This is a genomic window from Bradyrhizobium sp. 191, assembly GCF_023100985.1.
Taxonomy (GTDB): Bacteria; Pseudomonadota; Alphaproteobacteria; order Rhizobiales; family Xanthobacteraceae; genus Bradyrhizobium; species Bradyrhizobium diversitatis.
This window is the reverse complement of sequence record NZ_CP064692.1, coordinates 6084256-6110288: the sequence shown is the minus strand read 5'-3', so window position 1 is coordinate 6110288 and position 26033 is coordinate 6084256. Positions and strand designations below refer to the sequence as shown.

Annotated in this window: 27 protein-coding genes and 1 pseudogene; 3 read left to right on the top strand and 25 right to left on the bottom strand. The window is 62.0% G+C overall.

Going from position 1 to position 26033, the window contains the following annotated elements; genetic code table 11:
• The first annotated feature begins 92 nt into the window (after positions 1–92).
• Both IVB23_RS28575 and IVB23_RS28570 read left to right on the top strand, forming a co-directional pair.
• Positions 93–1019 carry a LysR family transcriptional regulator gene (locus IVB23_RS28575; RefSeq protein ID WP_247800874.1) on the top strand — a complete coding sequence of 309 codons (927 nt, stop codon included), beginning with the start codon at positions 93–95 and terminating at the stop codon, positions 1017–1019.
• A 39-nt stretch (positions 1020–1058) separates the two neighbouring features.
• Positions 1059–1769 carry a type 1 glutamine amidotransferase gene (locus tag IVB23_RS28570; protein ID WP_061880902.1) on the top strand — a complete coding sequence of 237 codons (711 nt, stop codon included), beginning with the start codon at positions 1059–1061 and terminating at the stop codon, positions 1767–1769.
• A gap of 196 nt (positions 1770–1965) precedes the next feature.
• Here the strand turns inward: IVB23_RS28570 and IVB23_RS28565 are convergent, their stop codons facing one another.
• The 20 genes and pseudogenes from IVB23_RS28565 to IVB23_RS28475 all read right to left on the bottom strand — a co-directional run bounded on the left by IVB23_RS28565 (position 1966) and on the right by IVB23_RS28475 (position 21041).
• Positions 1966–2433, bottom strand: coding sequence for a nuclear transport factor 2 family protein (locus tag IVB23_RS28565; protein ID WP_197969098.1), 468 nt, complete (start codon positions 2431–2433; stop codon positions 1966–1968).
• Between the two features lie 93 nt (positions 2434–2526).
• Entirely contained in the window at positions 2527–2931 is a 405-nt protein-coding gene (locus IVB23_RS28560; RefSeq protein WP_247804983.1) for a YbgC/FadM family acyl-CoA thioesterase, read from the bottom strand.
• A 54-nt stretch (positions 2932–2985) separates the two neighbouring features.
• On the bottom strand, positions 2986–3429 hold the full coding sequence (ybgC, locus tag IVB23_RS28555) for a tol-pal system-associated acyl-CoA thioesterase (protein WP_247800873.1): 444 nt from the start codon (positions 3427–3429) through the stop codon (positions 2986–2988).
• Positions 3430–4057: 628 nt separating this feature from the next.
• Positions 4058–5005 (bottom strand): NmrA family NAD(P)-binding protein, encoded by a 948-nt coding sequence (locus IVB23_RS28550; RefSeq protein ID WP_247800872.1) that lies wholly within the window; start codon positions 5003–5005, stop codon positions 4058–4060.
• 61 nt (positions 5006–5066) lie between these two features.
• Positions 5067–6239 (bottom strand): ABC transporter substrate-binding protein, encoded by a 1173-nt coding sequence (locus tag IVB23_RS28545; RefSeq protein WP_247800871.1) that lies wholly within the window; start codon positions 6237–6239, stop codon positions 5067–5069.
• A 53-nt stretch (positions 6240–6292) separates the two neighbouring features.
• Positions 6293–7387: a zinc-binding dehydrogenase gene (locus IVB23_RS28540; RefSeq protein ID WP_247800870.1), complete on the bottom strand. Its 1095-nt coding sequence runs from the start codon at positions 7385–7387 to the stop codon at positions 6293–6295.
• A complete protein-coding gene (locus IVB23_RS28535; RefSeq protein ID WP_247800869.1) occupies positions 7384–8835 on the bottom strand; it encodes an aldehyde dehydrogenase family protein in 1452 nt (483 codons plus the stop codon). The genes IVB23_RS28540 and IVB23_RS28535 overlap by 4 nt, the downstream gene beginning before the upstream one ends.
• A gap of 21 nt (positions 8836–8856) precedes the next feature.
• Positions 8857–9666 (bottom strand): cytochrome P450, encoded by an 810-nt coding sequence (locus IVB23_RS28530; protein ID WP_247800868.1) that lies wholly within the window; start codon positions 9664–9666, stop codon positions 8857–8859.
• A gap of 121 nt (positions 9667–9787) precedes the next feature.
• Positions 9788–10500 (bottom strand): annotated as a pseudogene (locus tag IVB23_RS28525) (IS5 family transposase).
• 16 nt (positions 10501–10516) lie between these two features.
• Positions 10517–10900: a cytochrome P450 gene (locus IVB23_RS28520; RefSeq protein WP_247800867.1), complete on the bottom strand. Its 384-nt coding sequence runs from the start codon at positions 10898–10900 to the stop codon at positions 10517–10519.
• Positions 10901–10932: 32 nt separating this feature from the next.
• A complete protein-coding gene (locus IVB23_RS28515; RefSeq protein ID WP_247800866.1) occupies positions 10933–11721 on the bottom strand; it encodes an ABC transporter ATP-binding protein in 789 nt (262 codons plus the stop codon).
• Positions 11711–12466, bottom strand: a complete 756-nt coding sequence (locus tag IVB23_RS28510) for an ABC transporter ATP-binding protein (RefSeq protein ID WP_247800865.1) — start codon at positions 12464–12466, stop codon at positions 11711–11713. Before IVB23_RS28510 ends, IVB23_RS28515 begins: the two co-directional genes overlap by 11 nt.
• Positions 12463–13467, bottom strand: coding sequence for a branched-chain amino acid ABC transporter permease (locus IVB23_RS28505; RefSeq protein WP_247800864.1), 1005 nt, complete (start codon positions 13465–13467; stop codon positions 12463–12465). The genes IVB23_RS28510 and IVB23_RS28505 overlap by 4 nt, the downstream gene beginning before the upstream one ends.
• On the bottom strand, positions 13464–14084 hold the full coding sequence (locus IVB23_RS28500; protein WP_346659123.1) for a branched-chain amino acid ABC transporter permease: 621 nt from the start codon (positions 14082–14084) through the stop codon (positions 13464–13466). Before IVB23_RS28500 ends, IVB23_RS28505 begins: the two co-directional genes overlap by 4 nt.
• Positions 14051–14332 (bottom strand): hypothetical protein, encoded by a 282-nt coding sequence (locus IVB23_RS39480; RefSeq protein ID WP_346659122.1) that lies wholly within the window; start codon positions 14330–14332, stop codon positions 14051–14053. The genes IVB23_RS28500 and IVB23_RS39480 overlap by 34 nt, the downstream gene beginning before the upstream one ends.
• Positions 14333–14390: 58 nt before the next feature.
• Positions 14391–15575: an FAD-dependent monooxygenase gene (locus IVB23_RS28495; RefSeq protein ID WP_346659121.1), complete on the bottom strand. Its 1185-nt coding sequence runs from the start codon at positions 15573–15575 to the stop codon at positions 14391–14393.
• A gap of 59 nt (positions 15576–15634) precedes the next feature.
• On the bottom strand, positions 15635–16126 hold the full coding sequence (locus tag IVB23_RS28490) for a PaaI family thioesterase (protein WP_247800862.1): 492 nt from the start codon (positions 16124–16126) through the stop codon (positions 15635–15637).
• A complete protein-coding gene (locus IVB23_RS28485) occupies positions 16116–18257 on the bottom strand; it encodes a 3-hydroxyacyl-CoA dehydrogenase NAD-binding domain-containing protein (RefSeq protein WP_247800861.1) in 2142 nt (713 codons plus the stop codon). Before IVB23_RS28485 ends, IVB23_RS28490 begins: the two co-directional genes overlap by 11 nt.
• Positions 18254–19492 (bottom strand): acetyl-CoA C-acetyltransferase, encoded by a 1239-nt coding sequence (locus IVB23_RS28480; protein WP_247800860.1) that lies wholly within the window; start codon positions 19490–19492, stop codon positions 18254–18256. The genes IVB23_RS28485 and IVB23_RS28480 overlap by 4 nt, the downstream gene beginning before the upstream one ends.
• Positions 19482–21041 (bottom strand): AMP-binding protein, encoded by a 1560-nt coding sequence (locus IVB23_RS28475; RefSeq protein ID WP_247800859.1) that lies wholly within the window; start codon positions 21039–21041, stop codon positions 19482–19484. Before IVB23_RS28475 ends, IVB23_RS28480 begins: the two co-directional genes overlap by 11 nt.
• A gap of 367 nt (positions 21042–21408) precedes the next feature.
• Between IVB23_RS28475 and IVB23_RS28470 the strand changes: the two genes are divergently transcribed.
• The gene (locus IVB23_RS28470; protein WP_247800858.1) at positions 21409–22140 is read left to right on the top strand and encodes a TetR/AcrR family transcriptional regulator; all 732 of its coding nucleotides are present in this window, start codon (positions 21409–21411) and stop codon (positions 22138–22140) included.
• A gap of 108 nt (positions 22141–22248) precedes the next feature.
• Here IVB23_RS28470 and IVB23_RS28465 read toward each other — a convergent pair whose 3' ends face one another.
• Genes IVB23_RS28465 through IVB23_RS28445 form a run of 5 tightly spaced genes read right to left on the bottom strand, consistent with a single transcriptional unit; the run spans position 22249 to position 26017 of the window.
• A complete protein-coding gene (locus tag IVB23_RS28465; RefSeq protein WP_247800857.1) occupies positions 22249–22617 on the bottom strand; it encodes a nuclear transport factor 2 family protein in 369 nt (122 codons plus the stop codon).
• Positions 22618–22632: 15 nt separating this feature from the next.
• A complete protein-coding gene (locus tag IVB23_RS28460; protein ID WP_247800856.1) occupies positions 22633–23091 on the bottom strand; it encodes a nuclear transport factor 2 family protein in 459 nt (152 codons plus the stop codon).
• 41 nt (positions 23092–23132) lie between these two features.
• Complete coding sequence (locus IVB23_RS28455; RefSeq protein ID WP_247800855.1) at positions 23133–24002, bottom strand: SDR family NAD(P)-dependent oxidoreductase; 870 nt, start codon at positions 24000–24002, stop codon at positions 23133–23135.
• On the bottom strand, positions 23986–25068 hold the full coding sequence (locus IVB23_RS28450; RefSeq protein ID WP_247800854.1) for an LLM class flavin-dependent oxidoreductase: 1083 nt from the start codon (positions 25066–25068) through the stop codon (positions 23986–23988). Before IVB23_RS28450 ends, IVB23_RS28455 begins: the two co-directional genes overlap by 17 nt.
• 22 nt (positions 25069–25090) lie before the next feature.
• A complete protein-coding gene (locus IVB23_RS28445; RefSeq protein WP_247800853.1) occupies positions 25091–26017 on the bottom strand; it encodes a pirin family protein in 927 nt (308 codons plus the stop codon).
• Positions 26018–26033: the final 16 nt, after the last annotated feature.

Here is a 26033-nt window from a genome sequence, read left to right as displayed (position 1 = left end):
CGCGCAAATCCGCTGCCATTACGGGTGAGCGGGGCTGCAAAATCAATTCGCTTTGCTATGATGTTTTGGCCCTGACTATAATCGGCAGTAATATGAACCTGCGTCAGCTCGAGATCCTGCGCGCCGTGATCCGCCACCGCACCACGGTTGCGGCGGCTGACGAGCTGGCGCTGTCGCAGCCCGCGGTGAGCAACGCGCTGAAGACGATGGAGGCGCAGGCCGGCTTCGCGCTGTTCGAGCGCGTCAACAACCGGCTGTTTCCGACCGCCGAAGCCATGGCGCTCTACAAGGAGAGCGAAGCGATCTTCGCCTTGCACGCAAAGCTCGAGAACCGCGTGCGCGATCTGCGCGAGAACCGCTCCGGGCATCTCGCCATCGTGGCGACCCCGCCGCTCGCCTACAGCATTATCCCTGCCGCGCTGTCAGGCTTCCTGCGCCGTCGCCCGGAGACGCGCGTGTTCTTCGACGTGCGTCGCTACGAGGGTATCATCGAGGGTGTGCTGAGCCGCGTCGCCGAGCTCGGCTTCGCCCTCGGGCTGACGCATCATCCAGGGATCGCGCATGAGGTGGTGCATACCGGCGAGATGGTGTGCGTGGTGCCGCCGCAGCATCCGCTCGCCGACAGGCCGGTGATATCCGCGTCCGATCTTTCCGGCCTGCCCTTCATCGGGCTCGAGCGCGGCACGCGGCTTGGCGAAGCCGTGCGCGACAGCTTTGCCCGTGCCGGTGCGCCGTTCCGGCCGACGGTCGAGGTGCGCTACTGCAACACAGCCTGCGTGCTCGCGACCGCCGGCGTCGGCGCTGCGGTGGTCGATCCGTTCTCGCCGCGGCAGAACGGCGGCAGCGGCCTCGTCGTCCGTCCGTTCGCGCCGACGACGCAGGCGGTCGCCTATATGCTGTGGTCGGAAGCCGAGCCGCTGTCGCGTCTGGCCAAGGCCTTTCTCAACGAGGTCCGCAAGGAGAGCGCGCTGCTGGAGCGCACAGCGCCGCACCAGCAACATGGGGCAGAAAGCGACTGAGCTTTCGATCACACGCGCAACCTTCTATCCGAGGTGCACATGGCACGCATCACCATCATCGAGACCGGGCTCGTTCCTCAAGAGCATCGCGAACGCCACGGCTCGTTTCCGGACATGTTCGCGCGCATGATCCGAACCGAGGACCCCACAGCCACGGTCGACGTCGTCAGCATCCCGAATGGCGATGCGGTTCCCGATCCGCGCCAGGTGGAGGCCATCCTGATCACCGGCGCGGCCGCCGGCGTCTATGACGAACTGGACTGGATGGCGCCGCTGGAAGATTTCGTGCGCAAGGCCTACACCAACAAGACGCCGATGGTCGGCGTCTGCTTCGGCCATCAGCTGATCGCGCAGGCGCTCGGCGGCACCGTGCGTAAGTCGGACAAGGGCTGGGGCCTCGGCCGGCACATCTATCAGGTGCTGCCCGAGAACGGCGTGGTCGACGGCGACGTGGTCGCGATCGCCGCCTCGCATCAGGATCAGGTGATCGAGCCGCCAAACGACGCGCTGACGATCCTCTCCTCGGACTTTACTCCGCATGCCGGCCTGCTCTATGCCAACGGCGCAACGCTGACCGTGCAGCCGCATCCGGAATTCGACGTGGCGTTTGCGCAAGTGTGTTGCGAGTTGCGCGAGGGCAAGGCGCCGGATGACGTCGTCGCAACGGCGAGGGCATCGCTGGGGCAGCCGCTGGACAATGCGAAGCTCGGTGGCGCGATTACGAGGTTCCTGGCGAGGCGCAATGTTTGATCACAGTGCCAGTGCCCGCGTCAGCCGACCCTTCCCTTCTCCCCTTGTGGGAGAAGGTGGCGCGAAACGCCGGATGAGGGGTTCTATCCACTCGCTGGACTGCTCGTGGGGATAGAGACCCCTCACCCGCCGAGCTTCGCTCGGCACCCGTCTCGCACAACCGGAGAGGGTGAAGCAGCGTCGCTTGCGGAAAATATCAGAACGGATCGGTCCCCAGCCCCGCCACGTCGGCAGGCCTTGGCCCCGGAGCCGGCCAGTGAAACCGGCGATCTTTTTCAGCGATCGCGATGTCGTTGATCGAGGCCTCGCGCCGCTTCATCAGGCCGTGCTCATCGAACTCCCACTGCTCGTTGCCGTAGGAGCGATACCACTGGCCGCCGGCATCGTGCCATTCGTACTGGAAGCGCACCGCGATGCGGTTGCCGTCGAACGCCCAGAGGTCCTTGATCAGCCGGTAGTCCAGCTCCTTCTCCCATTTGCGGGTGAGGAACGCGACGATGGCCTCGCGGCCCTGAAGGACTTCGGAACGATTGCGCCAGCGGCTGTCCTCGGTATAGGCGAGCGACACGCGCACCGGATCGCGTGAATTCCAGGCGTCCTCGGCCATGCGGGCCTTTTGCGCAGCGGTCTCGCGGGTGAAGGGGGGAAGCGGCGGGCGCGACATGATGGCCTCATCGGTTGATCGGGCCGTGAATTTATCGCCCCGATTGGCGGAGTCGATAGGCCACCACAAATCAGGCGATCACTTATCGGGCGATCACGAAATCAGATCGGCCTTCATCAGCGTGCGTATCGACTTCGGAATCGGCTGGGCGCGACCGCCGCTGATGAAGGCAACGCGGACCTCGGCCTTCACCAGCACGTCGTGGCCGCGCCGCACCTCCTGCGCCAGCATGATGGACGCACCCTTCACCGCGACCGGCCAGGTCACAACGTCGAGCACGTCGTCCATTCGTGCGGGCTTGAGAAAATCCAGATGCATCGAGCGGACGACGAAGGCAAAGCCTGCGCCCTCCGTCTCGACCTGCTCGAACAGCGCCTGCTGCTCGGCGCCCATCAGCCTCAGATGATTGGTGCGTCCACGCTCCATGTAGCGCAGATAATTGGCGTGATAGACGATCCCCGAGAACTCTGACTTGACGATATCGCAACAGAAGGCCAGCGCATTGATTTCCTTCGGTCGCTGGAGCGTTAAAGCGTGAACAAAAGTCGGATTTTATCTGTGCTCTTCCATAGCAAGCCGCAGCGCCTTTGGGATGCGCTGCGCTTTTCCGCCTGAGATAAAAGCCACGCGTACACGCGCCGTGACTAAGAGATCGTCTGCGCGCCTGCACTCCTGCAGCAAGGCAATTGACGCTCCTCTCACCTCTTGCGGGAAGGTGAGGACGTCAAGCACGTCGTCCAAGACTGCCGGCTTTAGAAAATCGATGGTCATAGAACGTACAACGAAGGTAAAGCCGGGCGCGTCGTTCCGCGCCTCTTGGAGCAGCGCGTGCTGATTGGTTCCGAGCAGGCGTAAGTAATTCGTTCTGCCGCGTTCCATGAAGCGTAAGAAATTCGCGTGATAAACAATCTGGCCGAAGTCCGTATCTTCAAAATAGACGCGGACCTGCATCTGATGGCGTCCATCGCGAATTTCGCCGTCGAGAAAGGCTGTCAAAGTGCGATACCCATTATTGCAGTTGCGAGAACCAATTATCTCGCACAGAGGCGCTTTTCTGGGCAAGCGCCAAAAGCCTTTGGCCTGGCTTCTGCAGTCGGCAATTCCAGCGCCCTGCCTGTGAATGCGGGACGTACTTTGCCGGGGATCAATAGCGGGCCGCGTGCGCCTTGCCACCCTGACGCAGCCCGACCCGGGCAGTGGATCGGTGGCAGCGTTGGTGCCCAGGGAGGGAAACATACGCAACCACCGACACGACGAATCCCTGTTGTCCTTAGCATTGCTTTCGGAGGGCAGCCTGACTTGCGAGGCCCAGTTGATCCCCGCGCAAGAGGGGCAGGTCCAAATCCCGGAGGCGCAAACACCGATACCGACATTCGCTGATGGTGGCCATTTGAAGCAACGGCTCGGGTGTATTCAGCTTGGAAGCCTCGAAAAAACGCAGTGTTTTCAAAGGTCATTCTGACATTTTCGGCATTTTTGGCCGATCGAGATCCTTACAGAAATTCTTGTTGTCTAAATGGCTGTTGCGCGCGCCCGTGGCGAAGCGATGGATGTCGCGTTGCGACGTCCACAACCGACCTCATGGCCGCATCCTTATGACATTGGAGCCGAGCGGATCAGCAACCTAGTATATCAACGCTCGATGTTCTTGGAAAAATGCGCGTAGGGTCATAGGCTTCCGTTGCAGGATCCGCTCTGCCACATCGTTGAGCGATTGAAATGCAGAATTTTCGGCCTCGTACTTAAAGAACTCCCAAAGGTACTCCGCGACTCCCTTCCTGTTGTAACGTCTCTCCCAGATCCCGGTAAACTCCCGTAGAAACGCGTCCTTTGATCCGTCATGAGCAATCGGCTCGAGCAGAACGTCGCTCATGATCGCCGCCACGGCATCTGAAGTGAGCAAATCATGGCCGTTGTTGATGGTCAGAAATTGGTGCACGTACCGACGATCGGGAGACAGCAGAAGACGGGCCGCAATCTCTCCAACCTCACGCGGGTCGACGTATGGAATATAGCGTTGCGGCCAGACCAGGGACTTCGTTCGCCGGGTAATCTCCGCGATCCTTATGAAGTTATCCATGTAGGATGCCCCGATATTAAGGTACGTGATCGGGAGCCTGCTCGCGTCCAGCACCTCACGGGCGATGAAATGTTGTGTCGCCGTGCCAGTACCGAAGTCACGCAGCCTCTGCGGAATTCGGTCGATCGTCTGTTCCGGCTCGTGCCCGACGATCCGGACAATGTGGACCGCTGAAGCGACCGCTTTTATCGAAGCGACCAAATTGGTCATCGCAACCTTTTCATCGAGGTAGGTTGGCGTGACGACGAATATCCCCTCCGCATCCCGCAGTGCATCCTCCAGCGATGCAGGATCGAAATAGTCGGCGCGACATATCCGCGCATCCGGAAATTGCTGTTCGAGATTCTTCGTCGTTGCCGGATTGCTGGAGATCAGCCTCAACTTCACGTGCGGAGCCTTGAAGCGCAGAAACTTCGCAAGGGGATTTCCGATGTGCGCGTTTGCCCCGAAAACAGCAATCGTTTTCGGGATTGGCTTGGTATCGAAGCTCATGTCCACCCTTTCGACTGTATGTGACAGGCAGCTACACGTAGACAACCAACGATTGATGCATTCAACGCGCCTCGGTCGCCGGCACGTTGGGGACACTGCTGAACTCGATATTCTCCAGCCGTCCGTTTCGTCGTTCGACGCGCCTGATATAAATGGTCTGTACGATGTCCCTCGATCCATCGATCTCGATCGGGCCGCGCGGGCTGTCGAGTTTGAAACCTTTCAGAAGTTCGGCGGTTTTTTCCGCATCCAACCGACCACCTTGGGCTTCGACAAGCTTGTAGATCGCGGCCATCGTGTCATAGGCGGCCACTGCGGAAAAACTGACGCGCTGCTTTCCGCCGGTTGAGGCTTCAAAGTCGCGAACAAACGCCTTGTTCAATTCGCTGTCGTGCGCGGCCGAGTAATGAGATGCCGTGACCATCCCGAGAGCGGCGTCCCCGAGCGCATCGATCGACACCTCGTCGGTCTCGCCGGTTCCGATGATCTTGATGCCTGACGCCGCAAGGCCGGCCTCGTTGAACGCCTTCAGGAAGAGAACCGGCAGATCTCCGCCACCGGACGGCAGGAATACGAAGACGGCGTCCGGCTTGGTTTCCTTGATTCGCTGGAGATAGGACCCGAAATCCGGATTGTTGAGTGGGACGCGTACCGATCCCACAATCTGACCACCAGCCCGCTTGAATTCAGTCTGGAATGCCTTCTCGCCGTCCAGGCCCGGGCTGTAGTCGGCCACCAGCGAATAAACGGATTTGATGCCGCTGCTTGCGGCCCAGGACGCCAACGGCACAGCCTGCTGAGGCACGCTAAAGGAAAACCGCGCGCCATAGGGCGCCTTCGGCAGGAAAACGCTCGAGCCGGCATTCATGCTGAACACCGGAATCTTGGCTTCCGTGGAGACCGCGGCAATGGCCACCGCGTTGGGCGTGAAGTCGATGCCGGTCAGAATGTCGACCTTCTCCCGCGTGACTAGTTCTCCGGCGAGCCGGCGCGCAACATCGGGAGCAGGCCCCGTCGTATCCCGCCGGACGATCTCGACCTTGCGTCCGGCCACAACGTCGCCGTGGCGCTTCATGAACAAGTTAATGGCAGCATCGACCTGAGCACCCGCGAGCGCAAACGGCCCGGAAAAGCAGTACACTAGGCCGATGCGCAACGGCGCCTGCTCTGCGAGCGCAGCGGATTGCAGCAATACGCTCGCCGAGACGATGGCAATCGCGAAGCTCTTGATCATGGATGTCCTCCCTCAAGGAACGGTTCAGGTTCAATCGGTGCGTTGTTGTCGTTTCATATTGACAGCACGGTGCGCACACCTTTGCCGGCGCGCAGCTCCGACATCGCGATATTGATTTCGGACAGCGGCCGTATCGCCGTCACCAGGGCCGCCAAGTCGAGCCGTCCGGCAGAGCACAGAGTGAGGTACTTCGGAAGATCGCGCTGCGAATGACAATTGCCGAGAAAGGATCCCACGATGGATTTCTGGCGCATCACGAGGTCCATCGACGAAATGCCGAGGGATTGCGGCACACCGGTCACGCCGATCAGTACGATCTTGCCGCCTGCCCTAAGAATGCCGGATGCAACCTGCGTCGTCTGCGTGGAGGAGACGGTATCGAAGACGTAGTCGCATCCGATTCCCCCGGTTGCGGCGAAGGCGTGCCGCGACAGATCGGCATCTGCGGAATCGAACGCGAAAGTCGCTCCCAATGCGACGGCCCGGTCCCGGCGTTCGGCCACCGGATCTATGCCGATGATCGTTCCGGCTCCAGACAGCACCAATCCCTGGATGACGGCCAGGCCTACGCCGCCCAGTCCGACGACCGCAGCCGTCGCACCTGGTTCGGTCTTGGCGACATTGGTCACCGAGCCGATCCCGGTCTGAATGGCACACCCGACCACCGCTGCGGCATCGAGCGGCACGGCATCAGGGATCTGCGCGACGCCGGACGCCTCGACCAGCGCATATTCGGCAAACGCGCCAAGCCGAAACCCGCGCGTGATCGGCTTGCCCTCGTGCCAGGCCCGCGGTTCGCCGCTTCCGGGCGGTCCGGCGGTTTCTGCGCAGAGAACTGGTTCGTTACGGACGCACCAGTAGCAATGTCCGCACGGAGGCCGCATCGAGAGCACCACACGGGCGCCTTCCCCCAGTCCCGTCACGCCCGAACCCAAAGCTGCAATCGTTCCCGACGCTTCATGTCCGAGGATGGCTGGCGTTGGAAACGGCAAGGCACCGTCGATGATGCTGAGGTCGGAATGACAAACGCCACAGTGACGAATACGAACGAGGACCTCGCCGGGGCGCGGATCGTCGATCTCGATCCCTTCGACGATGTCCAGCGCCCGGCCAGGTTGGGTGAAGACCGCCGCCCGCATCGGTCTCATGACTTCGCCTCTGCCGGGTGCTCGACCCGCATCACCCTTCGGATGCCGAATTCGTCTATTCCCCAATCGCCGAGTTCGTAGCCGAAGCCGCTGGCCTTTATCCCGCCGAACGGAATCTCCGGATCGGGCGGAATGGCGTGGCTGTTGACGTAAAGACTCCCGGCCTCGAGTCCCGCAGCGACATCGATGGCGCGCTGCGGATCGTTCGACCACACCGATCCGCCGAGTCCGAATTCGGAGGCGTTGGCTTGTGCAATAGCATCTTCCGTCTCAGTGAACGGAAGCACAGGCAGAATCGGCCCGAACTGCTCCTCGACCACAAGACGTGCATCAGCGGCAAGCCCCGTGACGATCGCGGGGCGCAGGAAATATCCGGGGAGATCTGGCAGAGCTTCGCCATCGTCGCACACCTTCGCGCCGGCGGCTCTGGCCTCGTCCACCAGCCCCCGGATACGGTCGAATTGCATGCGGTTGTTGACGGGGCCCATTTTCGTGGTTGCGGCCGTGCCAATCCCCACCTTCGTCTCCCGCGCCAGCCTCTGGAGATTTTCAACGAGCTGCGGGTAGATCCGCCGATGCACATACAGTCGTTTGACCGCTGCGCACAGCTGACCGGCATTCGTGAAAGCGCTGGCAAACAGTCGGGGCGCGACGAGATCAGGATCGGCGTCCTCCAGAACGATCGCGGCATCGTTGCCGCCGAGTTCCAGCGTCAGGCGCTTCAGGGTCGACGCCGCCGATTGCATCACTCGGCGCCCAGTCGCCGTCGATCCGGTGAAGGATATTTTTGCGACTTCCGGATGAGCCACCAGCGCTTCGCCGATATCGCCTTCACCGGTTATTGTGTTCAGCACCCCCGTGGGCAACGCCGCACTGAATAGCTCGGCCAGCCTCAGCGTCGTCAGCGGGGTCGTCGGTGCCGGTTTGATGATGACCGTGTTGCCGCACCACATGGCCGGCCCGAGCTTCATGAACAGGATCGTGATGGGAAAATTCCAAGGGACGATCAGTCCAACCACCCCGACCGGCGCACGCAGCACGGTGACACGATCCGCATTCGTGTCGCGGATGATCTCAGATCGCGTCGTCCGCGCGGCATAGTGCCGGCAAATCCGGCTGGCGATCCTGAGCTCTCCCGCAGCCGACACCACCGGCTTGCCTTGTTCGAGGCTCAGCAGCCGGGCCAGTTCATCGACATGCCGGTCAAGAATATCCGCACACGCTGCGAGTGCCTCGCGGCGCAGTGCCTCGTCACGCGACCATTGACCTTTCAATGCCATCGTCGCAGAGGTCACCGCCTCGTCTAGGTCAGATGCCGTGGACAACGGCGCATGCCCGACGATCTCGAGCGTCGCCGGGTTAAAAACCGAATAGGCGGAGGAACCACGGACGTGCTTTCCTGCACTGATGTTGTGAAGGTCCTGCATCTGCGATTCATTGTTGGACATGACCGGCAACGTTACATCCCCTCAACGGCCGAATCGCACGGGCAACCGCGCCGGTGCGCGGATGACCGTCTTGGCCCACGGGATATCCTCCGGCGAACAGGCAAGGCGCATCCCCGGATGGGCTTTCAGGGCGCGTGTGATGGCGGTTTGCGCCTCGAGCCGGGCCAGATGCAATCCGAGACAAAAGTGAGCGCCATAGCCAAAGGCGAGATTCTGCGACGGCTTGCGGCTGATGTCGAAACGATCAGGATCCGGGAACCGCACCGCATCGCGGTTGCACCCGGCAATCAGCACCTGAACGAAACTTCCGCGCGGAATCGTGAGGCCTCCGATTTCGACGTCTTCCGCGGTGGCACGCATGGTCGTCCTGTGCACCGGACCGTCATAGCGCAAGACCTCCTCGATCGCCTGCTTGATCAATTCCGGCTGACCGGTGAGCTGCGTCATCTGCTCCGGATGCTGCATTAGTTGAAGCAACGCGTTGCCGATCAATCCGACCGTGGTTTCATGCCCGGCGATCAGCATCAGATACGACATACTGACGAGCTCGTCCTCGGTGAGCGCATCATTGGTGAGGCGTGCGGCGATCATCGCCGACAGGACATCGGGCTGGGCATCGGGCGCCGCGCCGTCATCCACCAGCTTTCTTTTCGCGGCGATCAGGTCGGCAAGATACTGCATCAGAAGGTTGAGGCTCTGCTGCTGATCCGCGTGACCTGGCGACATCGCCTTCGTCGCCCAGTCACGAAAGTTCGATCGGCTGTCGTCCGGGACGCCGAGCAATTCGCAGATCATGGTGATGCCGATCGGATAGGCGAACTCACCGATCATGTCGGCATCCTCGCGGCCGACGAGTCTCGACAGGAGATCGTCGACCAGGGCTTCGACGCGCAGGCGGAGCAACTCGATGCGACGGGGAGAAAACGCCATGTTGACTAGGGTCTGTTTGGATTCATCTTGAGTTTGTCACGGCGGCGGTCAGATTGATCATTGCTTCGAAGCTCAAATCGGTTTTGTCGGCGCGCATGGCGATCCGCTTGAATTCCTTGAGCTTGCAGAAGAAATTTTCGATCAGATGCCGCCATTTGTACATTTCCTTGTCGATGGCGAGAGGCTTGGCGCGACGTGGGTGCTGGGAAATGACCACCTTGGCGCCGCGCTTGTCGAGGTCGGCGATGATGGCATTGCTGTCGAACGCCTTGTCTGCGATCAGCGCATCGAAGGCCAGCCCTTCGATAAGCGGCGAGACGCCGACCGTGTCGAAGCGCTGGCCGGGCAGCAGCACGAAACGCACGAGATTACCGAGCGCGTCGGTAAGTGCCAGGATTTTGGTGGTCATACCGCCTTTCGAGCGGCCGATGGCTTGGTTTTGCGTCCCCCTTTTGCGCCCTGTCCGTGGCGGTGGACTTTGACGATGGTGGCATCGACCATGACGTATTCCATGTCCGGCTCGTCCGAGACCGCATCGAACAGACGCTTCCAGACACCTGCCTTCGCCCAGTCGCGGAAACGCGTGTATACGGTTATCCAGTTGCCGAAGGCGCGCGGCAGATCGCGCCATGGGCTGCCTGTCCGGGCGATCCACAAGACTGCTTCGACAAATAGCCGGTTGTTCTTGCCGCTCCGGCCGGGATCAGCCGGCTTGCCAAGACAATGTGGTTCCATCTTCGCCCATTGGGCGTCAGTCAAAACGAATCGGTTCATCCCAAGCTTGAATCACAGCCAAGCCCAAATGAGAATCCTGAATCCAAACAGGCCCTAGGTTGCGCAACCGCGTGTGGTCCGGCGGGTCCGTATTCAGGAGGTTGCCTGATTTGGCCCCGGAGATCGGAAAACCCGAGCCGGGCCCGGACAGTCCGCTCTTCTTGAGCGCTTCCTGCATGTTGATCGAGCTCTTCGAAAACCTGATGTCACGCAGCACGGCGATCGCGGTGTCCCATTGCGTGATGCCGTACACTTCCACGCCGAGATGGGTCCGCAGCCGCACGACGGGGCCCCTTGCGGCGAGCTCGGCGTAGAGCAGATGCGGATTGAGCATCGCTTCGAAGTTCGGAACGTCGATCAATTCACCATGCACTAGCAGGCTATTCACCTGGCTCATGATTGTCCTCCCGCAGTGATGCCGGGCGCTCGAGACGGCGCGCTGCCCGTTGCGCAACTGGATCGTTTCGAGCCGCTCCGGAGTCCGATCAGGTCATCGAGTAGCTGAACATCCTTGAGCAGATCATTGCTGGAGCCGGAGTACGCCACCTTGCCCCGATCGAGAACGAGCGATGCCTCCGTCAATCGCAGGGCAAACTTCACGCGCTGTTCAACCAGAATGATGGCCTGCCCCTCGTCCTCGACCAGACGGCGGATGCATTCGCCGACCTCCTTCACAACGATCGGCGCCAACCCCTCCAAAGGCTCATCCAGCAAGAGCAGCGTGGGATTGGTCATCAGGGCACGCGCAATGGCCAGCATCTGCTGTTCGCCGCCGGAGAGCTGTCCGCCCAGATTGCGCTGCCGCTCCTTAAGTCGGGGAAACAGGCCGTAAACGCGATCGAGCGTCCAGGCGCCTTTGCGGTCCGCGATCGCCAGATGCTCGGCCACCGTCAAGCTCGGAAACATCAGCCGTTCCTGCGGCACCCATCCCAACCCATGCCAGACACGCTCATACGGCGTCGTTCCGCTGATATCGCGGTCATTGAAGCGGATGACTCCACTGCGCTGGCGCGCATGCCCGAGCAGCGTACGGAACAAGGTCGACTTTCCGACGCCGTTGCGACCGAGCAGTGCCAGGGACGAGCCAGCTGCGAGCGAAAAGCCGATATCATCAATGATGATGGAATCGCCGTATCCGGCGCAGAGCGATTCAACGTGAAGCAGAACCTCCTTACTCGTCATCGTCGTAGCCCAAATAGACCCGGCGCACGTCGGGATCGCCCGCGATCTCGGCCGGCACTCCCTCTCGAAACAACTCGCCGGCGACAAGAACCGTTATCTTCTCCGCGAAGCGAAACACGAGCTCCATGTCGTGCTCGATAAACAGCACAGCCACATTCCGCGGCAGATTTTCGATTGCGGCGAACAGCGCCTCGCTGTCCTGCGCCGGAACGCCGGCCGCCGGTTCGTCCAACAGCAGGACTTTTGGGCGCGCCGCCAGAGCCAGAACGATTTCGGTTAACCGCTGCTGGCCATAGGCCAATTCACCCATCTGGCGATCCGCAACTTCGGACAATCCAAAACGTTGCAGAAATCCCCAGGCCTCCTCCGCCTCGGCGCGGCACCCCGACAGCAGGCGGGAGGGATTGCGCAACAGCCGCTCGCGCCGGCAAATCGCCAGCACCACGGCCTCGAACGCGGTAAGGCGCGGGAAGATGGTGGACACCTGAAACGTTCGCGAGAGGCCTTTCCAGACCCGCTGCGCCGCCGGCAGCCTGGTGATGTCCTCGCCGTTAAGCCAGACCTTGCCGCTCGATGGCTTCAGCACGCCCGTCAGCAGATTCACCAGCGTACTTTTACCGGCGCCATTCGGGCCAATCAGCGCGTGGCGCGCGCCGGCCTCGATGCGCAGATCGAGATTGTTGGTGACGCGAAGCGCACCGAAGTTCTTGCATAGCCCCTGGGTGAGCAGCACGGGATCGGTCATGCCGCCCCCCACCGTCGGACAGCCCACGCCTGAAGACGCTGCAACAGGCCAACCAAGCCGTCATTGGCAAACAGCACCACCATGACGATGATGAGCCCGAGCCAGAAGTACCAGTAGACCGGATCGAGGGCGGATAGCACGTCGCGCGCGACGAGATAAACGGCAGCGCCCACGAGCGCGCCGTACAGCGTTCCGACGCCGCCGAGGACAAGCATGATGAGGACCCCGGCCGAACGTTCGAAGCCGAGAACTTCCAGCGCGACAAAGGAGGTGGTCTGGGTCAGCAACGCGCCGGCGAGGCCGGCAATGGCGGATGACAGGGTGAATACCGCGATCACCACCAGGCGCGGCGATATGCCGAGCGCGGTAGCTCTGCGTTCGTTTTCGCGCAGCGCCTCGAGTGCCAGGCCGAACGGGGAATGCACCAGCCGGCGAACGAGCAGAAAGACGATGAAGACGATGCAGAGGCTGTACCAGAACGCCGTGTTGCCCGCGAGATCGAACCTGAAGATGCCGAACAGCGGCCGCAGCGCGATATCCGACAGCCCATCGTCGCCGCCGGTCAGACCGGACCATCGATTGGCGAATTCGCGCAGCAGCAGTCCGAGCGTCAGCGTCACCATGAGAAAAGCGGTCGTTCTGAGCCGGCTCAGAAAGAGACTGCAAACCAGACCGAAAACACCGGCAACAACACCCGACAGCAGCAACCCCGAGATCGGCTCACCCCACCCCATCTGCCCCAGAAGTCCCGCCGTGTAGGCACCGAGACCGAAGAACGCCGCGTGCCCCAGCGATGGCATGCCGCCAAAGCCGAGCAGCAGGTCGAGCGACAAAGCAAAAAGACCAGCGATCAGAATTTGACTGATCAGCACCAGATAACTGGGGAACAGGAAATAGCTGGCGACCACGAACGACCAGAAGACGATCTCGGCGGCCCGCCAGCGGCTGCGCTCTGCAAGCAGCCTGACCGGTTCGAACGATTTGAGGGCGACCATCGTCATGTCACCGCTTTCCCGAACAGCCCTTGTGGATACAAGAACAGGATCACCGCGGCGATGGTGAAGATGGTGAAAGCGCCGGCCTCGGGCACATAATATTTGCTGAAGACGTCGCAGATCCCGAGCAACAATGCTGCGGTCAACGTTCCCCAGATCGATCCGGAACCGCCGACCGTCACAACGATGAGAATGAACACGAGATAGCGCAGTGGAAACGACGGATCGAGCCCCAGCAGATTGACGCTCAACGCACCACCGGTGCCGGCAATGCCGCATCCGACGGCAAATACAAGCGTAAACAGGCGATCGACGTTGATGCCGCAGCTCATCGCCATCTGCCGGTTGTCGACAGCGGCCCGGACCTGCGCGCCGAGATTCGACCGCTCGAACGCCAGCACCAGGAGAACCGTCATTGCGCCGCCCACCAGAAGCAGGAACAGGCGGTATGAACTGACCTCGAACAGGCCAAGCGACACACGCGCGTTGAGATAGGTGGGCATCTGCAGGGGTTGCTGCCCCGCTCCCCACAGATAGGTCGCGATAGCAACCGACATGAACACCAGCCCGATGGTCAGGAGGACCTGATTCAATTCACCGGCGGCGTACAGGCGGCGAAACAACAGACGCTCGAAGGCGGCCCCACCAGCGCGCAGACGACGAACGCCGCGGGAATCGTCGCAAGAAACGGCCACCCAAAATTCTTCATCAGCGCGACGACGAGATAGCCCCCGAACATCACGATCGAACCATGCGCCAGATTGGTGAAGCCCATCAGGCCCATCGTGATCGACAATCCGCATGCGATCAGGAACAGCACGACGCCATAGGCAACGCCGTTGAAAATCAGCTCGAGGACACTAGCGACCATCAGCGCGCCCTCCCCCACGGAACAACGAAAATTGTGAATGCCATGTCCCGCCCCATCGTCATGTCCAAAGGTCCATTCGCTTGGCGATGGCATCCCCGGTTGCAGGGCCGACCGGTTCCTGCATGGCGTCGTAGGCAAAGATCATGCTGCGCGCCGGGCTGACCGCGGCCACATCGCGACCGCCGGCGTGTGCAGCCATCCGGCCGTCTCGCGCCTGTTGTTCTGGCCCATCAGGCAGGTGGAAGGTCTGGGCATTGCGCCGCGCAAGGGCCTGGATCTCGGATGCGCGCGGCTTACGGATCGCCTCATAGCGCTTCAATGCATCCTCGACACTGAGATCCGGCACAGAGCGGAGACAGGCTGCCAGCACGGCGCCGTCTTCAATCGCCTGGGCTGCGCCCTGCGCCATGTAAGGAAGCATGGGATGGCAGGCATCGCCGAGCAGCGCCACGCCTCCCAGCGTCCACGCCGGAAGCCGATTGCGATCGAACAAAGCCCACTTGTAGATATCGTCGACCGCACGCAGGATTGCGTGAAGTTGCGGATGCCAGTCCGCGTAATATTGCAGCGCCTCAGCCACGTCGCCGCGATCGTTCCAGGATTCGCGCTGCCAGGCCGCCTGCTCAATGACGGCGACGAAGTTCAGATAACGTCCCCCCGACACAAAATAATGAACGAAGTGGCCGCCGGGTCCCATCCAGTTGGTGGATTTCCGCTCGATGCCGAGATGGGCAATGCGTTCGACCGGAACGACGCCGCGATAGGCGACATGACCGGAGAACCTGGGCTGTTCGGCGCCGAACAGCTCGCGCCGAACCGCGGAATGAATCCCATCCGCCCCGACCACCACGTCCGCCTCGACCGAAGAACCATCCTCGAACTGCACCTCGACGCGATTATCGTGCTGCACAAGGCCGGCGCATCGCCGCCCCATATGCAGACAATGCCGTGGGATCGCACCGCTGATGATGTTGAGCAGATCTGCGCGGTGAACGTGATAATAAGGTGCGCCGAAGTCGCGCTCCATTGCCGGACCAAGCTGCTCCCGGGACAGGATACGGCCATCGTCCCAGCGCCGGGCTTCGGTCATCGAGGGCGTGACGGCGATCGCCTCGAGCTGCTGCGCCAGGCCGTAGGCGTTGAGTAGCCGGCTCGCATTTGGCGAAATCTGAATGCCGGCGCCAACCTCGCCCTTCACCGGCACTTGCTCGTAGACGTCGACGATGCAGCCGGCGCGTTGCAACGCCAGCGCCGCCGAGCATCCGCCGATACCTCCACCGATCACCGCAACACGCAGACCACTCATGTCTCGCTCCGTGCCGGCATCGGTTGACGGTCAGTTTTGTTTCGTGCTCCGTTGTCCGGGACGGCGAATGTCCCGTTGGCGACGGCGGCAATCTGCGTGTCATCGGCGGCGCGCAGTTCTGCATGGACGAAGGCGAGCGAACGTCCGGCACGGCGCACCCGCGCCTGGCATAAGACATCGCTCGACTTGATCGCGCGCATGAACGACATCGCGATATCCACCGTCGCAACGGGACGGAAGCCGCCGAAGTGGGTAGCCAATGCCAGCACCATCGTCGTATCGGCCATGGCCGTCATCGCCTGACCGGAAACAATGCCGCCGATCCGCGAAAGCCTGGCATCCGCCGGCAAACGCATCGTGATCCCGTCACTGCCGATGTCTTCGACCGAGAGGTTGAGATCCCTGACCCAGGGCGCGAACGCGTCCGCGAGAATGGCCGCGAGATCCGTCCTTGTGAGGCCAGCGCCCTCCTTGTTGTCAGAGCTCATGGAAACGCTCCCTGCTGCCGGCCATTGCAAGCAGACGTGGAGGCGGTGCGAATCTGTCGCCGCAGGTTTCCGCCAACGCCTTGCATTGTTCTGCGAACGGCCCGGCACCGATGCCGTCGACATAGGACAGCACCCCGCCGTGATGGGCCGGGAACGCCCAGCCGAGCACCGAACCGAGATCGGCGTCGGATGCGTTCACGATGATGCCGTCCTCCATTGCGCGTATCGTTTCGATCGCTTGGATATGCAGAAGGCGGTGCTGAATTTCCTGCACGTCCGATCCTGCCTTTTTCGCCGGGTATTGGGCGGACAGGCCGGACCAGACGGTGCGGCTGCCATCGGGGCCATAGTCATAAATCCCCGCCGAAGCTTTGCGGCCCAGCCGCCCCAGCCGGCCGCTGAGACGATGCAGCACCTCGAGCGAACGGGCGTGGTGATCCAGCTGCCGATCCGGACCGGCGACGCTGCCGAGAATGTCGTAGAGCAGATCGAGTGAGGTCTGGTCCGCCATTGCCAGCGGCCCGATCGGCATGCCTGCGGCCAGTGCAGCATTGTCCACGACCTGCGGGGGCACGCCCTCGGACAGCAGAAGCAGAGCCTCGCGCGTGTAGGACGCCACCACACGGCTGGTAAAAAAGCCGCGGCCATCGCGAACGATGATAGGGGTTTTTCCCATGAGCTTGGCGACGTCGAGCGCGCGCGCGAGCGTCGTATCGGTGGTTTGCGGACCACGGATGACCTCAAGCAGCGGCATCCTATCGACAGGCGCGAAGAAGTGCATGCCGATCAAATTGCCGGGACTTGACGAGGCGCCTGCGAGATTGGAGATCGGCAAGGTCGACGTGTTGGTAGCAATCAGCGCATCGGCCGAAAGAACCGCAGCCGCCCGGCTGATCACATCGTGCTTGACGGATTCGATTTCGACGACTGCCTCGAACACGACATCGCAGCCTGCCAGCCCGGCGACATCTGTCGTGGTTCCGATCAACGACATCAGTTGGTCGAGCTTGGACTGCGACAGCGCCCCGCGCTCGACCGCCTTGAGCCCGTTGCGGTGCAGTTGATCGCGGGCTTTTTCGAGTCGGTCCTCGGAGACATCCACCAGCGTCACCGCGACGCCGGCCCGCGCCAGGCAATAGGCGATGCCGTTGCCCATCAAACCGGCGCCGATCACGCCCACCCGGCCGGGTTCGAACTTCGCGACATCCTTGGGGCGGGCCTTGAGATTGCGGGCGGCGTTGGCGGCATAATACTGCGTGCGGATCTTGTTCTTGGCCGAGCGCGACGATGCCACGGCCGCAAAATGCATAGCTTCGATCCGCAATCCGGCATCGATGCCGCGCTCGAGTCCGTGATGCAGGACCTGTAGGATCGTCCCCGGCGCCGCATCCGCGACCAATGTCTTGCGGCGCAGTGCGGGCCACGCCGCGAAGAAGAAGTTGCGGCCTTCCGGCGATTGCGGATGAAACTCCGGCAGCGCATATTGTTTTCGATCCCACGGCTGAACAGCCTCCGGCGCCGACGCGATCCAGCGGCGTGCCGCGTCCATGAGCGCCGTCCGATCGACAACCTCGTCGATCAGTCCGATCTTGAGCGCCTCCTGAACATTGACCGGACGCCCTTCCATCAGCAGCGGCATCGAACGTGCGATGCAGATCAGGCGTGGCAGACGCTGCGTTCCTCCCGCTCCGGGGATCAGTCCGAGCGTGACCTCCGGAAACGCCAGCCGCAGCGCTGGGTCATCGGCCGCAATGCGGCGATGGCAGGCCAGGGCAACCTCCAGTCCGCCGCCCATGGCCGAGCCATTCAAGGCGGCGACGAAAGGCTTGCCACTGGTTTCAATGCGTCGAAGGGACTGCCCGATCTCGCGGACCAGAGCCGTCGCCTCGGCTGGTGTCTGCACTTGCCTTAGTTCGTCGAGGTCGCCACCGGAAATGAAATCCTTTTTCGCCGACGTGACGATCACGCCCTTGACCGAAGCATTCCCAATCGCTTCCGCGACAGCAGCAACGAAAGCCGCGATCGCCGCGCGGTTCTTGATATTCACCGGAGAGTTCGGCGTATCCCAGGTGATCACGGAAATACCGGTCTCGGGCTCGAAAGCTGTTTGAATCATCGCCTGGTCTTTCACATCCGCTCGATCAGGGTTGCGACGCCCATGCCAAGGCCCGTGCACATCGTCGCGATACCGAACTGCTTGTCTTGCCGGTGGAGCTCATCTGCCAACGTGCCTAACAGGATCGATCCCGTCGCCCCGATGGGGTGGCCCAGCGCGATGGCGCCGCCGACCGGATTGACCTGGCTGTGGGCGGCACCCGTCGCTTCCATGAAATAGAGCACGACCGAAGCGAAGGCCTCGTTGACCTCGAACAGGTCGACGTCCGCGAAACTGAGACCGGCGCGATCGAGGCAACGCTGGGTCGCTTCCGCCGGTGCCGTCAGCATGATGCACGGATCGATGCCGATCTGCGACATCGCGCGAATTCGGGCGCGCGGTTTCAGGCCGAATTTCTCGCCGGCGGCAGAGGACCCGATCAGCATTGCAGCCGCGCCGTCTGCGATGCCGGAGGAGTTGCCGGCGTGATGAACGTAATCGAGGCGATCCACCTCCGGATAGCGATGCTTGACGGTGGTCTCGAAGCCGCCCTTTCCGAACCCTGCGAACGAGGGACGCAGCTGGGCCAGCCGCTCGATCGTCGTGTCCGGCCGGATCAGTTCGTCATGCGCCAACGCGATGTCGCCGTTCTGATCGGCGACGGGCACGATCGAACGATCGAACCAGCCGTTCGAGCTCGCAACATGCGCACGACGATGCGACTCGGCGGCGAATGCATCGACGTCGGCGCGCGAATAGCCGCGCAGGGTTGCGATCAGATCCGCCGATACACCCTGTGGCGTCAGCCAGGATGCGTCGTTGAAGAACGTATCGCTGGCCATCGGGCCACCGGTCCCCAACATCGGCACCAGCGACATCATCTCGATGCCGCCGGCGATGACCAGATCGGCCTGCCCTGCCTGTACTTTCGCCGCGGCCATATTGACGGCCTCCAGACCGGAGCCGCAGAATCGCGCAACCGTCGTACCCGGTACCTTCTCGCTGAAGCCGGCGGCGAGCACCGCTGAGCGCGCGATATTGGCGCCTTGATCATGCACACCTTCGGCACAACCAAGAATGACGTCCTCGAGCTGCGACGTATCGAGGCCGTTTCGGCTCTGCAGCGCGCGCAAGGTCGTCGCCATCAGATGCAGCGGCGACAGATGATGCAGCGCACCGTCTTTCTTGCCTTTGCCACGGGGGGTCCGGACTGCATCGAAAATGATGGCCTCTGTGCCGCGATGCGCACGGACGTCCAATTTAGCCGGCATAGCTTGCTGCCTCCTCACGCAATTTGGCTTTGTTGACCTTGCCGAGGCTGCTGAGCGGCAGCGGCTCAGCGCGAATGTCCCAGCTTTTCGGGCATTTGTAGCCGGCGATCAGATCGCGACAGCGGGCCTCGAGGTCGCGTTGCAACTCGCCGCTCTCGACATCGGACCGACGCACGACCACGGCGTGAACCCGTTCGCCCCAGCGCTGATCCGAAAGCCCGATCACGGCGCACGCGGCTACTGACGGATGCGCCGCGATGACGTTCTCGACTTCAGCGGAATAGATATTTTCGCCACCCGATATGATCATGTCCTTGAGCCGTTCGACGATGGTCACGAAGCCGTCCGCGTCCATCACCCCGACGTCGCCGCTGTGAAGCCAGCCACCTCGCAACGCGCGCGAGCTCGCGTCGGGATCGTTCCAATAGCCGCGCATGGTCTGGGGCCCCCGGATGGCCACCTCGCCCGCTTCGCCGCGCCGACATTCCGCACCATCGGCGGCGACAATCCTGATCTCGGCAAACGGCATCGCCTGACCAACGGATCGCAGCCGGCTCGCGTCAACACCGCTCACGTGGAATTCCGGAGGCAACGACGTGCACGCGCCGCAGGTCTCCGTCATTCCGTAGAATTGCCGAAATTTTGCGTTCGGCAGCCTTGCGAGCAGCCGATGCAGCACTGGCGCCGGAATCGGCGCACCGCCATAGGCCACCGTCCGTACCGCAGCCAATGCAGCCGCCATATCCCGCGGCTCGTCTTCAGCGGCATCAAGCAACGTCGCGAGCATGGTCGGAACAAGATTGATCTCCGTCACGCCGTCTTGGCGGATTTTCCGCAAGCAAGCGCCGGCATCAAACTGCGCAAGAAAACTGTGAGCTCCCGCGGCGAACGTGACTGCGTGGCCGATGCCGCAATCCGCCAGATGAAACAGCGGTGTGGCGTGCAAATAGACGCTGTCGGAGCGTAGCTCCAGCGAACTCTGCATCGCGGCAGCCTGGCTGAGAAAATTCAACTGCGAGAGAACGACGCCCTTGGGACGCCCGGTGGTTCCGCCCGTAAAATAGATTCCCGCCACATCATCAGCCCCGCTCTCCGACCGATCCTCGATTGTTTCCTGGGCCGCTAGCCAGGCGTAGGACGAGTCGCCAAGCGCTTCGGGGCCGGAGAACCAGATGACACGACGCAACGCCGGTACGTTGCGCGCGGCATCGCGGACCAAGCGCTCGAATTGTGCGTCGGCGACGATCATGCAGGCAGAAGCCGCGCCGACAATGTCGGAAATCTCGCTCGAGGACAGCCGGTAGTTCACCGGGACGAGAACGCCACCCGCCCACAAGATCGCATATTGCAGTTCCAGAAAACTCGCATGGTTGACGGCAAGAATGGCGACTCGCTCACCCGGCTGCAATCCGAGGGCAGCCAGCCCTCCCGCAACGCGGGAAACGCGATCAGCAAACGCACTCCATGACGTGCGGACGGTGCCGTCAACCACCGCGGGGCCCCGCGCGTTGACCTGGGCGGCGCGTCGAACGATCGAGGTTAGCGACATGCACGCCTCGCCGAAGCCGGAACGGGCATGGCCCGCGCCGCATGCCGTTGGCGGGCGCGCGTCTTCCAGCAAGGCTGGCGACTGGGCGGCTTTGCCGTCGAGGGCTGCATCACGTCTCCTCTGATGGTCTCTTGATTTTGGCCGTGCCTAACACGTCTCATCTGGAAATGAAAATGAAATCATCTTCACTTTTTTTAATTTTGCGGTTCACTGATCCCGAGGCTGCGCTACAGGTCGCGAACGCGGCTCAGAACCAGAGCTAGTTACCCTTCATCGGAGGGGATGACGCTGGGGGAAGCATTTTGGATGGACAACAAAATATGGCACAAGCACATCACCCGCTTTCATCAGGTCAGGACAATTCGCGGTGAAGCCAGCCATCAATGAAGCAGCACGAACCTTGAAGAAAACGTGCCTCCCCCGGCGGAGCGAACTGCCGCTGGCAAGGACCGCGCCGTCCACCGGCGCCGGGTCAGGGGCCACCATCGACTTGCCCGCCAGGAAGGGCGACCGCACCAGGCTGCAAATCAAGGCCGCCGCGCGCGTGATCTTTGCCAGGGATGGCTTCCTGAATTCGACGATTGCCGAAATCATGAAAGAAGCGCAGCGGTCGATCGGCGTATTCTATCGCTACTACAAATCAAAGGACGAGTTGCTGCTGGAACTCACCGAGGAGTTTCGGCAGAAGTTGCTTCGAGAGATCCATCTGCCGCTGCGACCGAATCAGGATCCAATCGAAAACTTTGAAGAAAAGCTCGGCATCTTCTGGCAGCTCTATATGGAAGAGTGGCCGATCGTAAATTCGGCACTGCAGATGTCGATGGTCGATGAAGCGTTCGCGAAAAGATGGCATGATCTCCGCCGACAAGGCATCGGCGCCATCGCGCACATTATCGGCAAAGCCAGGAAGCTCGGCTATTGCGCGACGATCGATCCACACTACGCTGCATCCGCCCTGTGTTCGATGCTGGAGTTCACCTGCTACAATTGGACATCTCGCTGGGGAGATTTTGCCGGCGCGAAAATGAGCAAAACTGCCGCCATACAGACATTGAAGCAGATCGCCTCCCATTCCATCGCCTGGCGCTCGCCCGCCTGATGCAAAGTATCGCCCCCGGGTCGGAACGCCGAGACGGCGTCGTGATCCTCAGAACCGGGCCTACTACCAGGCCGCGCGATGAGCTGTCTATGGCTGGGTCGCGAAGCCTCAATCGCTAGCCGGCTTATCGAGAAAGGTGTACAGGGCCCGAATTCTCCCTTTCTCGAAGATCGCGACGTCCATACCTGTGATGACAGGGGGAGTTCCAGGCGGTCCGAGTTGCCACTGCAGGCGGCCGAGATCGTGGTTCACCTGAGCCGGCCCTGTCGCGCGAAACACGAATCCCGGACCTTCCTTAAGAATAGCATCGACTTTCGAGCTAAGGGCGTCGCGACCAACGACCCGCTCTTCCGCCTCATAGAACGTGCAGTCCGCGGCGTAGATTTCGGCGATCACGATCGCTCGACGCGCGGAATCCCGCTGCCCGAATACTTCGAGCAGATTCCTCTCCATCAGAGGACCGAGTGTGTCCTTCATATCTGATCCTCCCGCTCAGAACATTCCGTTTGGATTGGCGCGCGGAATGTTCGGCGCGACCAACGGGGCCGAGTTCTTCGGGTCGCCGACCACCTGTAAGGTGTCCCAATGTTCGATCGCTTTGCCGTCGGCATCCATTTTGTAGATGTCGACGCCGGCGATCCCGGTGTCATTCGGGTCGTCATTGAACAGGTTTAGAAAATTCACGTGTGCCCACACATAGTCGCCGACGGCGATTATCTTATCCACGACGACGCGGGCCTGTGCGCGTTCCCTGGTGATCTTGCCGAAGAATTTTCCCAGCGCCTCGGCGCCGTCCGGAATGAGCGGGTTGTGTTGGATGTATGTAGGACTGACGAACTTGGCCGTGGCTCCCTCTGACTTCTTCTGGTTTATCATCTGCTCGTAGAGGGCGAGGACATTGTTCTTGTTGCGGACAGCCCGGCTATCGTTGGCGTCTAAGAGTTCAATCATGGGTGGCTCCGTCTTGTGATATGTGGATTCGTCGAATGGCGTTAGCTCAAGCCGGCGAGCTGAAGGCGCAATGCATCTTGCTCGGTGTCGGATTTTTCGCGAGCCACCCGCAGCATCTCTTCCGCGTCCGGGCCCACCGCCGCGCGGCTCGGCGCGGGTACTTGCTCGGCCAGTTCGATCACTCTCGTGGCGGCCGAGACTGAGTCGAGCCCGCTGCTCTGCATGCCGTTGAGAGCGGTTGCGAACGCTTCGAACGTCCGTCCGTACAACTCGCGTTGTTCAGGTGTCATCCCGTCGGCGACCCGCGCGAGAGCTGCTGCCGTTTTCGCCGGACCGCCGGTTCTCATATTACCCGCTGCAGCCACCACGACATCGATGCCGAAACGTTTCAGCTCGGCGCGGTAGACGGCCGCAAACACCTCCATCGCAGCCTTCGATGCGCCCGATGGCCCGTTGAACGGAAGCGGCACGCTGGCTGTCCAGGTGCTCACCTGGACGATACGGCCACGAGCCTTCCTCAGTGGTGGCAGGAACGCGTTCATGACCGAGAGGGCGCCGAACACATTGACGTCGAATTCGCGCCGGATGGCATCGAGCGGCAAAATCTCGATCGGGCCCGGGGTCAGGATGCCTGCGTTGTTGATCAGGAGATCGAGGCCAGCATCGCCGAGCGCGTCAGATACACCGCCAGCCCAGGCCTTCACGGCCTGTTCCTTGGTCATGTCGCAGACGGTCAGGCTAACGCGCCCACCGGAGGCGTCCCGTAGATCCTGGACCTCTACGGCGGACATGGCCGTGCCGAAAACAATATAGCCCTTGGCCGCCAGTCCGAGCGCGATGTCGCGGCCAAGGCCACCGCCAGCGCCGGTGACTGCGGCGGAGCGTCTCGAGTGTTCAGAAGAGTTCGGCATTTGAGGTCTCCTTTTCAGTCGGTGCCCCGTGCTTTGACCGCGCCGCGCGGACGATCGGCGCTACTTCAGTTCCGAGCAGCTCGATCGAGCGCTTCATCGCGGCGGTTTCGAGGGATGCCGTGCTCATTTGGAAGGTGATCCTCGAGACGCCGCCGAGCGCGCCGTCGGCATCGAGCATCTTGCTGGCCACGGTGTCCGGATCGCCGATCAGAAAGGCGCCCTCCGGGCTGCACATCGCCTCGAACTGCTGGCGCGACGGTGCAAACCAACCGCGTTCGCGGCCAATCGTCGTTGTCAGATGCGCCCAGCCGGGGAAGAAGGCATCCTTGGCTTTTGCGGTGGTCTCTCCGACGAAGCCCATCGCATGGACACCGACTGTGAGTTGCTCAAGCGCGTGCCCGGCGCGCAGTCCGCTCTCGCGGTAGAGATCGACGAGCGGGCGGAAGCGCTCAAAGCTGCCGCCGATGATCGCGACCATCAGTGGGAGGCCGAGCGTTCCGGCGCGTGCGAAGGATTGCGGCGTACCTCCGACGCCGAGCCACACCGGCAGGCGCTGCTGATGCGGTCGGGGGAAAACGCCCTGCCCGGTGAGTGCCGGGCGGAAGCGCCCCTCCCACGCGAGGTGGGTCTTCTCGCGAAGCTTGAGGAAGAGCTCGAGCTTCTCCGCAAAAAGATCGTCGTAGTCCTCCATCCGAAAGCCGAACAATGGATAGGCCTCACCGAAGGAGCCGCGGCCAACGACGATCTCGGCACGCCCCTTCGCGATTAGATCGAGGGTAGCGAACTCCTGAAACACCCGCACAGGATCGGCGGCGCTCAGGACCGTGACGGCGCTCGTGAGGCGGATACTCTTGGTGCGGGCAGCCGCGGCCGCCAGAATGATCGCGGGCGCGGAATCGAGGAATTCGGCACGGTGGTGCTCGCCGATGCCGAACACGTCGAGCCCGACGTCGTCGGCGACCTCGACCTCTTCGAGGAGATCGGCCATCCGGTCGGTTGCCGAAGGCAGTTTGCCCGTCGCCGGATCAGGGAGGATTGCCGCGAAACTGTCGACACCGATTTCCATAACACCTCCTTGCAATGTGTCGTCAGCCCCGGGGCGCAATGCGCGATGGATCAGGAGGCAGCGGGATGAACTCGGTCTCGCCAGCGATCTCGGGAAAGCGCCCCTGCCGCCAGTCGTCCTTCGCCTGTTCGATCCGGTGCTTGGAGCTCGAGACGAAGTTCCAGTAGATGTGGCGCGGCTCGGGAAAGGGTTCTCCGCCTACGATCATCAGATGGGCGCCGCTGCGCGCTTGCAGCACGATCTCGGCGCCGGGCTTGAAGACCACGAACTGCGCCTCGCCGAAGGTGCCCGTCTGGCCCGCGACTTCAATCTCGCCCGAGACGACAAACATCGCGCGCTCGATATGCTGGGCTGGGACCTGCAGGCGCGCGCCGGGCTTGAGCACGACATCGACATACATCAGGTCCGAATAAACCGGCACCGGCGAGCGTTCTCCGAAAGCTTCGCCCGCAACGATGGTGAGCGAGACTCCGTCCGCTTCGAGCGCAGGCAAGAAGTCTTCGGCATGATGGGAGAAACCCGGCTCCATCTCTTCCAGGGCCTTGGGCAGGGCGACCCAGATCTGCTGGCCGAACATCGCCCCGCCCTGCGTCTGGAATTTCACAGGCGAACGCTCCGAATGGACGATGCCCCTGCCCGCCGTCATCCAGTTCACGTCGCCGGGCCGGATCGTCACAACGTTGCCGGCGCTGTCGCGATGAACCATCTCGCCCTCGAGCAGATAGCTCAGCGTCGAAAGGCCGATATGCGGATGCGGCCGGATCTCCGGGCCGGCCCCGGCGCGGAACACGATCGGTCCGAAATGGTCGAGGAAGATGAAGGGACCGACCGTCCGGCGCTGCGCGGACGGCAGCGCGCGACGAACCTTGAAGCCATCACCAAGATCCCGAACAGGTGGAAGCAGAACCTCCTCCACCGCCAGGTCGACCGTCGCACTCGAAATGGTCATTACCGCCTCCTGCGCG

What these genes read in the sequence shown, in the direction of transcription:
- IVB23_RS28575 (WP_247800874.1), top strand. Translation starts at nt 93, where the DNA reads ATGAACCTGCGTCAGCTCGAGATCCTGCGCGCCGTGATCCGCCACCGC.
- IVB23_RS28570 (WP_061880902.1), top strand. Translation starts at nt 1,059, where the DNA reads ATGGCACGCATCACCATCATCGAGACCGGGCTCGTTCCTCAAGAGCAT.
- IVB23_RS28565 (WP_197969098.1), bottom strand. Translation starts at nt 2,433, where the DNA reads ATGTCGCGCCCGCCGCTTCCCCCCTTCACCCGCGAGACCGCTGCGCAA.
- IVB23_RS28550 (WP_247800872.1), bottom strand. Translation starts at nt 5,005, where the DNA reads ATGAGCTTCGATACCAAGCCAATCCCGAAAACGATTGCTGTTTTCGGG.
- IVB23_RS28545 (WP_247800871.1), bottom strand. Translation starts at nt 6,239, where the DNA reads ATGATCAAGAGCTTCGCGATTGCCATCGTCTCGGCGAGCGTATTGCTG.
- IVB23_RS28540 (WP_247800870.1), bottom strand. Translation starts at nt 7,387, where the DNA reads ATGAGACCGATGCGGGCGGCGGTCTTCACCCAACCTGGCCGGGCGCTG.
- IVB23_RS28535 (WP_247800869.1), bottom strand. Translation starts at nt 8,835, where the DNA reads ATGTCCAACAATGAATCGCAGATGCAGGACCTTCACAACATCAGTGCA.
- IVB23_RS28530 (WP_247800868.1), bottom strand. Translation starts at nt 9,666, where the DNA reads ATGATCGGTGAGTTCGCCTATCCGATCGGCATCACCATGATCTGCGAA.
- IVB23_RS28515 (WP_247800866.1), bottom strand. Translation starts at nt 11,721, where the DNA reads ATGACGAGTAAGGAGGTTCTGCTTCACGTTGAATCGCTCTGCGCCGGA.
- IVB23_RS28510 (WP_247800865.1), bottom strand. Translation starts at nt 12,466, where the DNA reads ATGACCGATCCCGTGCTGCTCACCCAGGGGCTATGCAAGAACTTCGGT.
- IVB23_RS28505 (WP_247800864.1), bottom strand. Translation starts at nt 13,467, where the DNA reads ATGACGATGGTCGCCCTCAAATCGTTCGAACCGGTCAGGCTGCTTGCA.
- IVB23_RS39480 (WP_346659122.1), bottom strand. Translation starts at nt 14,332, where the DNA reads ATGGTCGCTAGTGTCCTCGAGCTGATTTTCAACGGCGTTGCCTATGGC.
- IVB23_RS28490 (WP_247800862.1), bottom strand. Translation starts at nt 16,126, where the DNA reads ATGAGCTCTGACAACAAGGAGGGCGCTGGCCTCACAAGGACGGATCTC.
- IVB23_RS28480 (WP_247800860.1), bottom strand. Translation starts at nt 19,492, where the DNA reads ATGCCGGCTAAATTGGACGTCCGTGCGCATCGCGGCACAGAGGCCATC.
- IVB23_RS28475 (WP_247800859.1), bottom strand. Translation starts at nt 21,041, where the DNA reads ATGTCGCTAACCTCGATCGTTCGACGCGCCGCCCAGGTCAACGCGCGG.
- IVB23_RS28465 (WP_247800857.1), bottom strand. Translation starts at nt 22,617, where the DNA reads ATGAAGGACACACTCGGTCCTCTGATGGAGAGGAATCTGCTCGAAGTA.
- IVB23_RS28460 (WP_247800856.1), bottom strand. Translation starts at nt 23,091, where the DNA reads ATGATTGAACTCTTAGACGCCAACGATAGCCGGGCTGTCCGCAACAAG.
- IVB23_RS28455 (WP_247800855.1), bottom strand. Translation starts at nt 24,002, where the DNA reads ATGCCGAACTCTTCTGAACACTCGAGACGCTCCGCCGCAGTCACCGGC.
- IVB23_RS28450 (WP_247800854.1), bottom strand. Translation starts at nt 25,068, where the DNA reads ATGGAAATCGGTGTCGACAGTTTCGCGGCAATCCTCCCTGATCCGGCG.
- IVB23_RS28445 (WP_247800853.1), bottom strand. Translation starts at nt 26,017, where the DNA reads ATGACCATTTCGAGTGCGACGGTCGACCTGGCGGTGGAGGAGGTTCTG.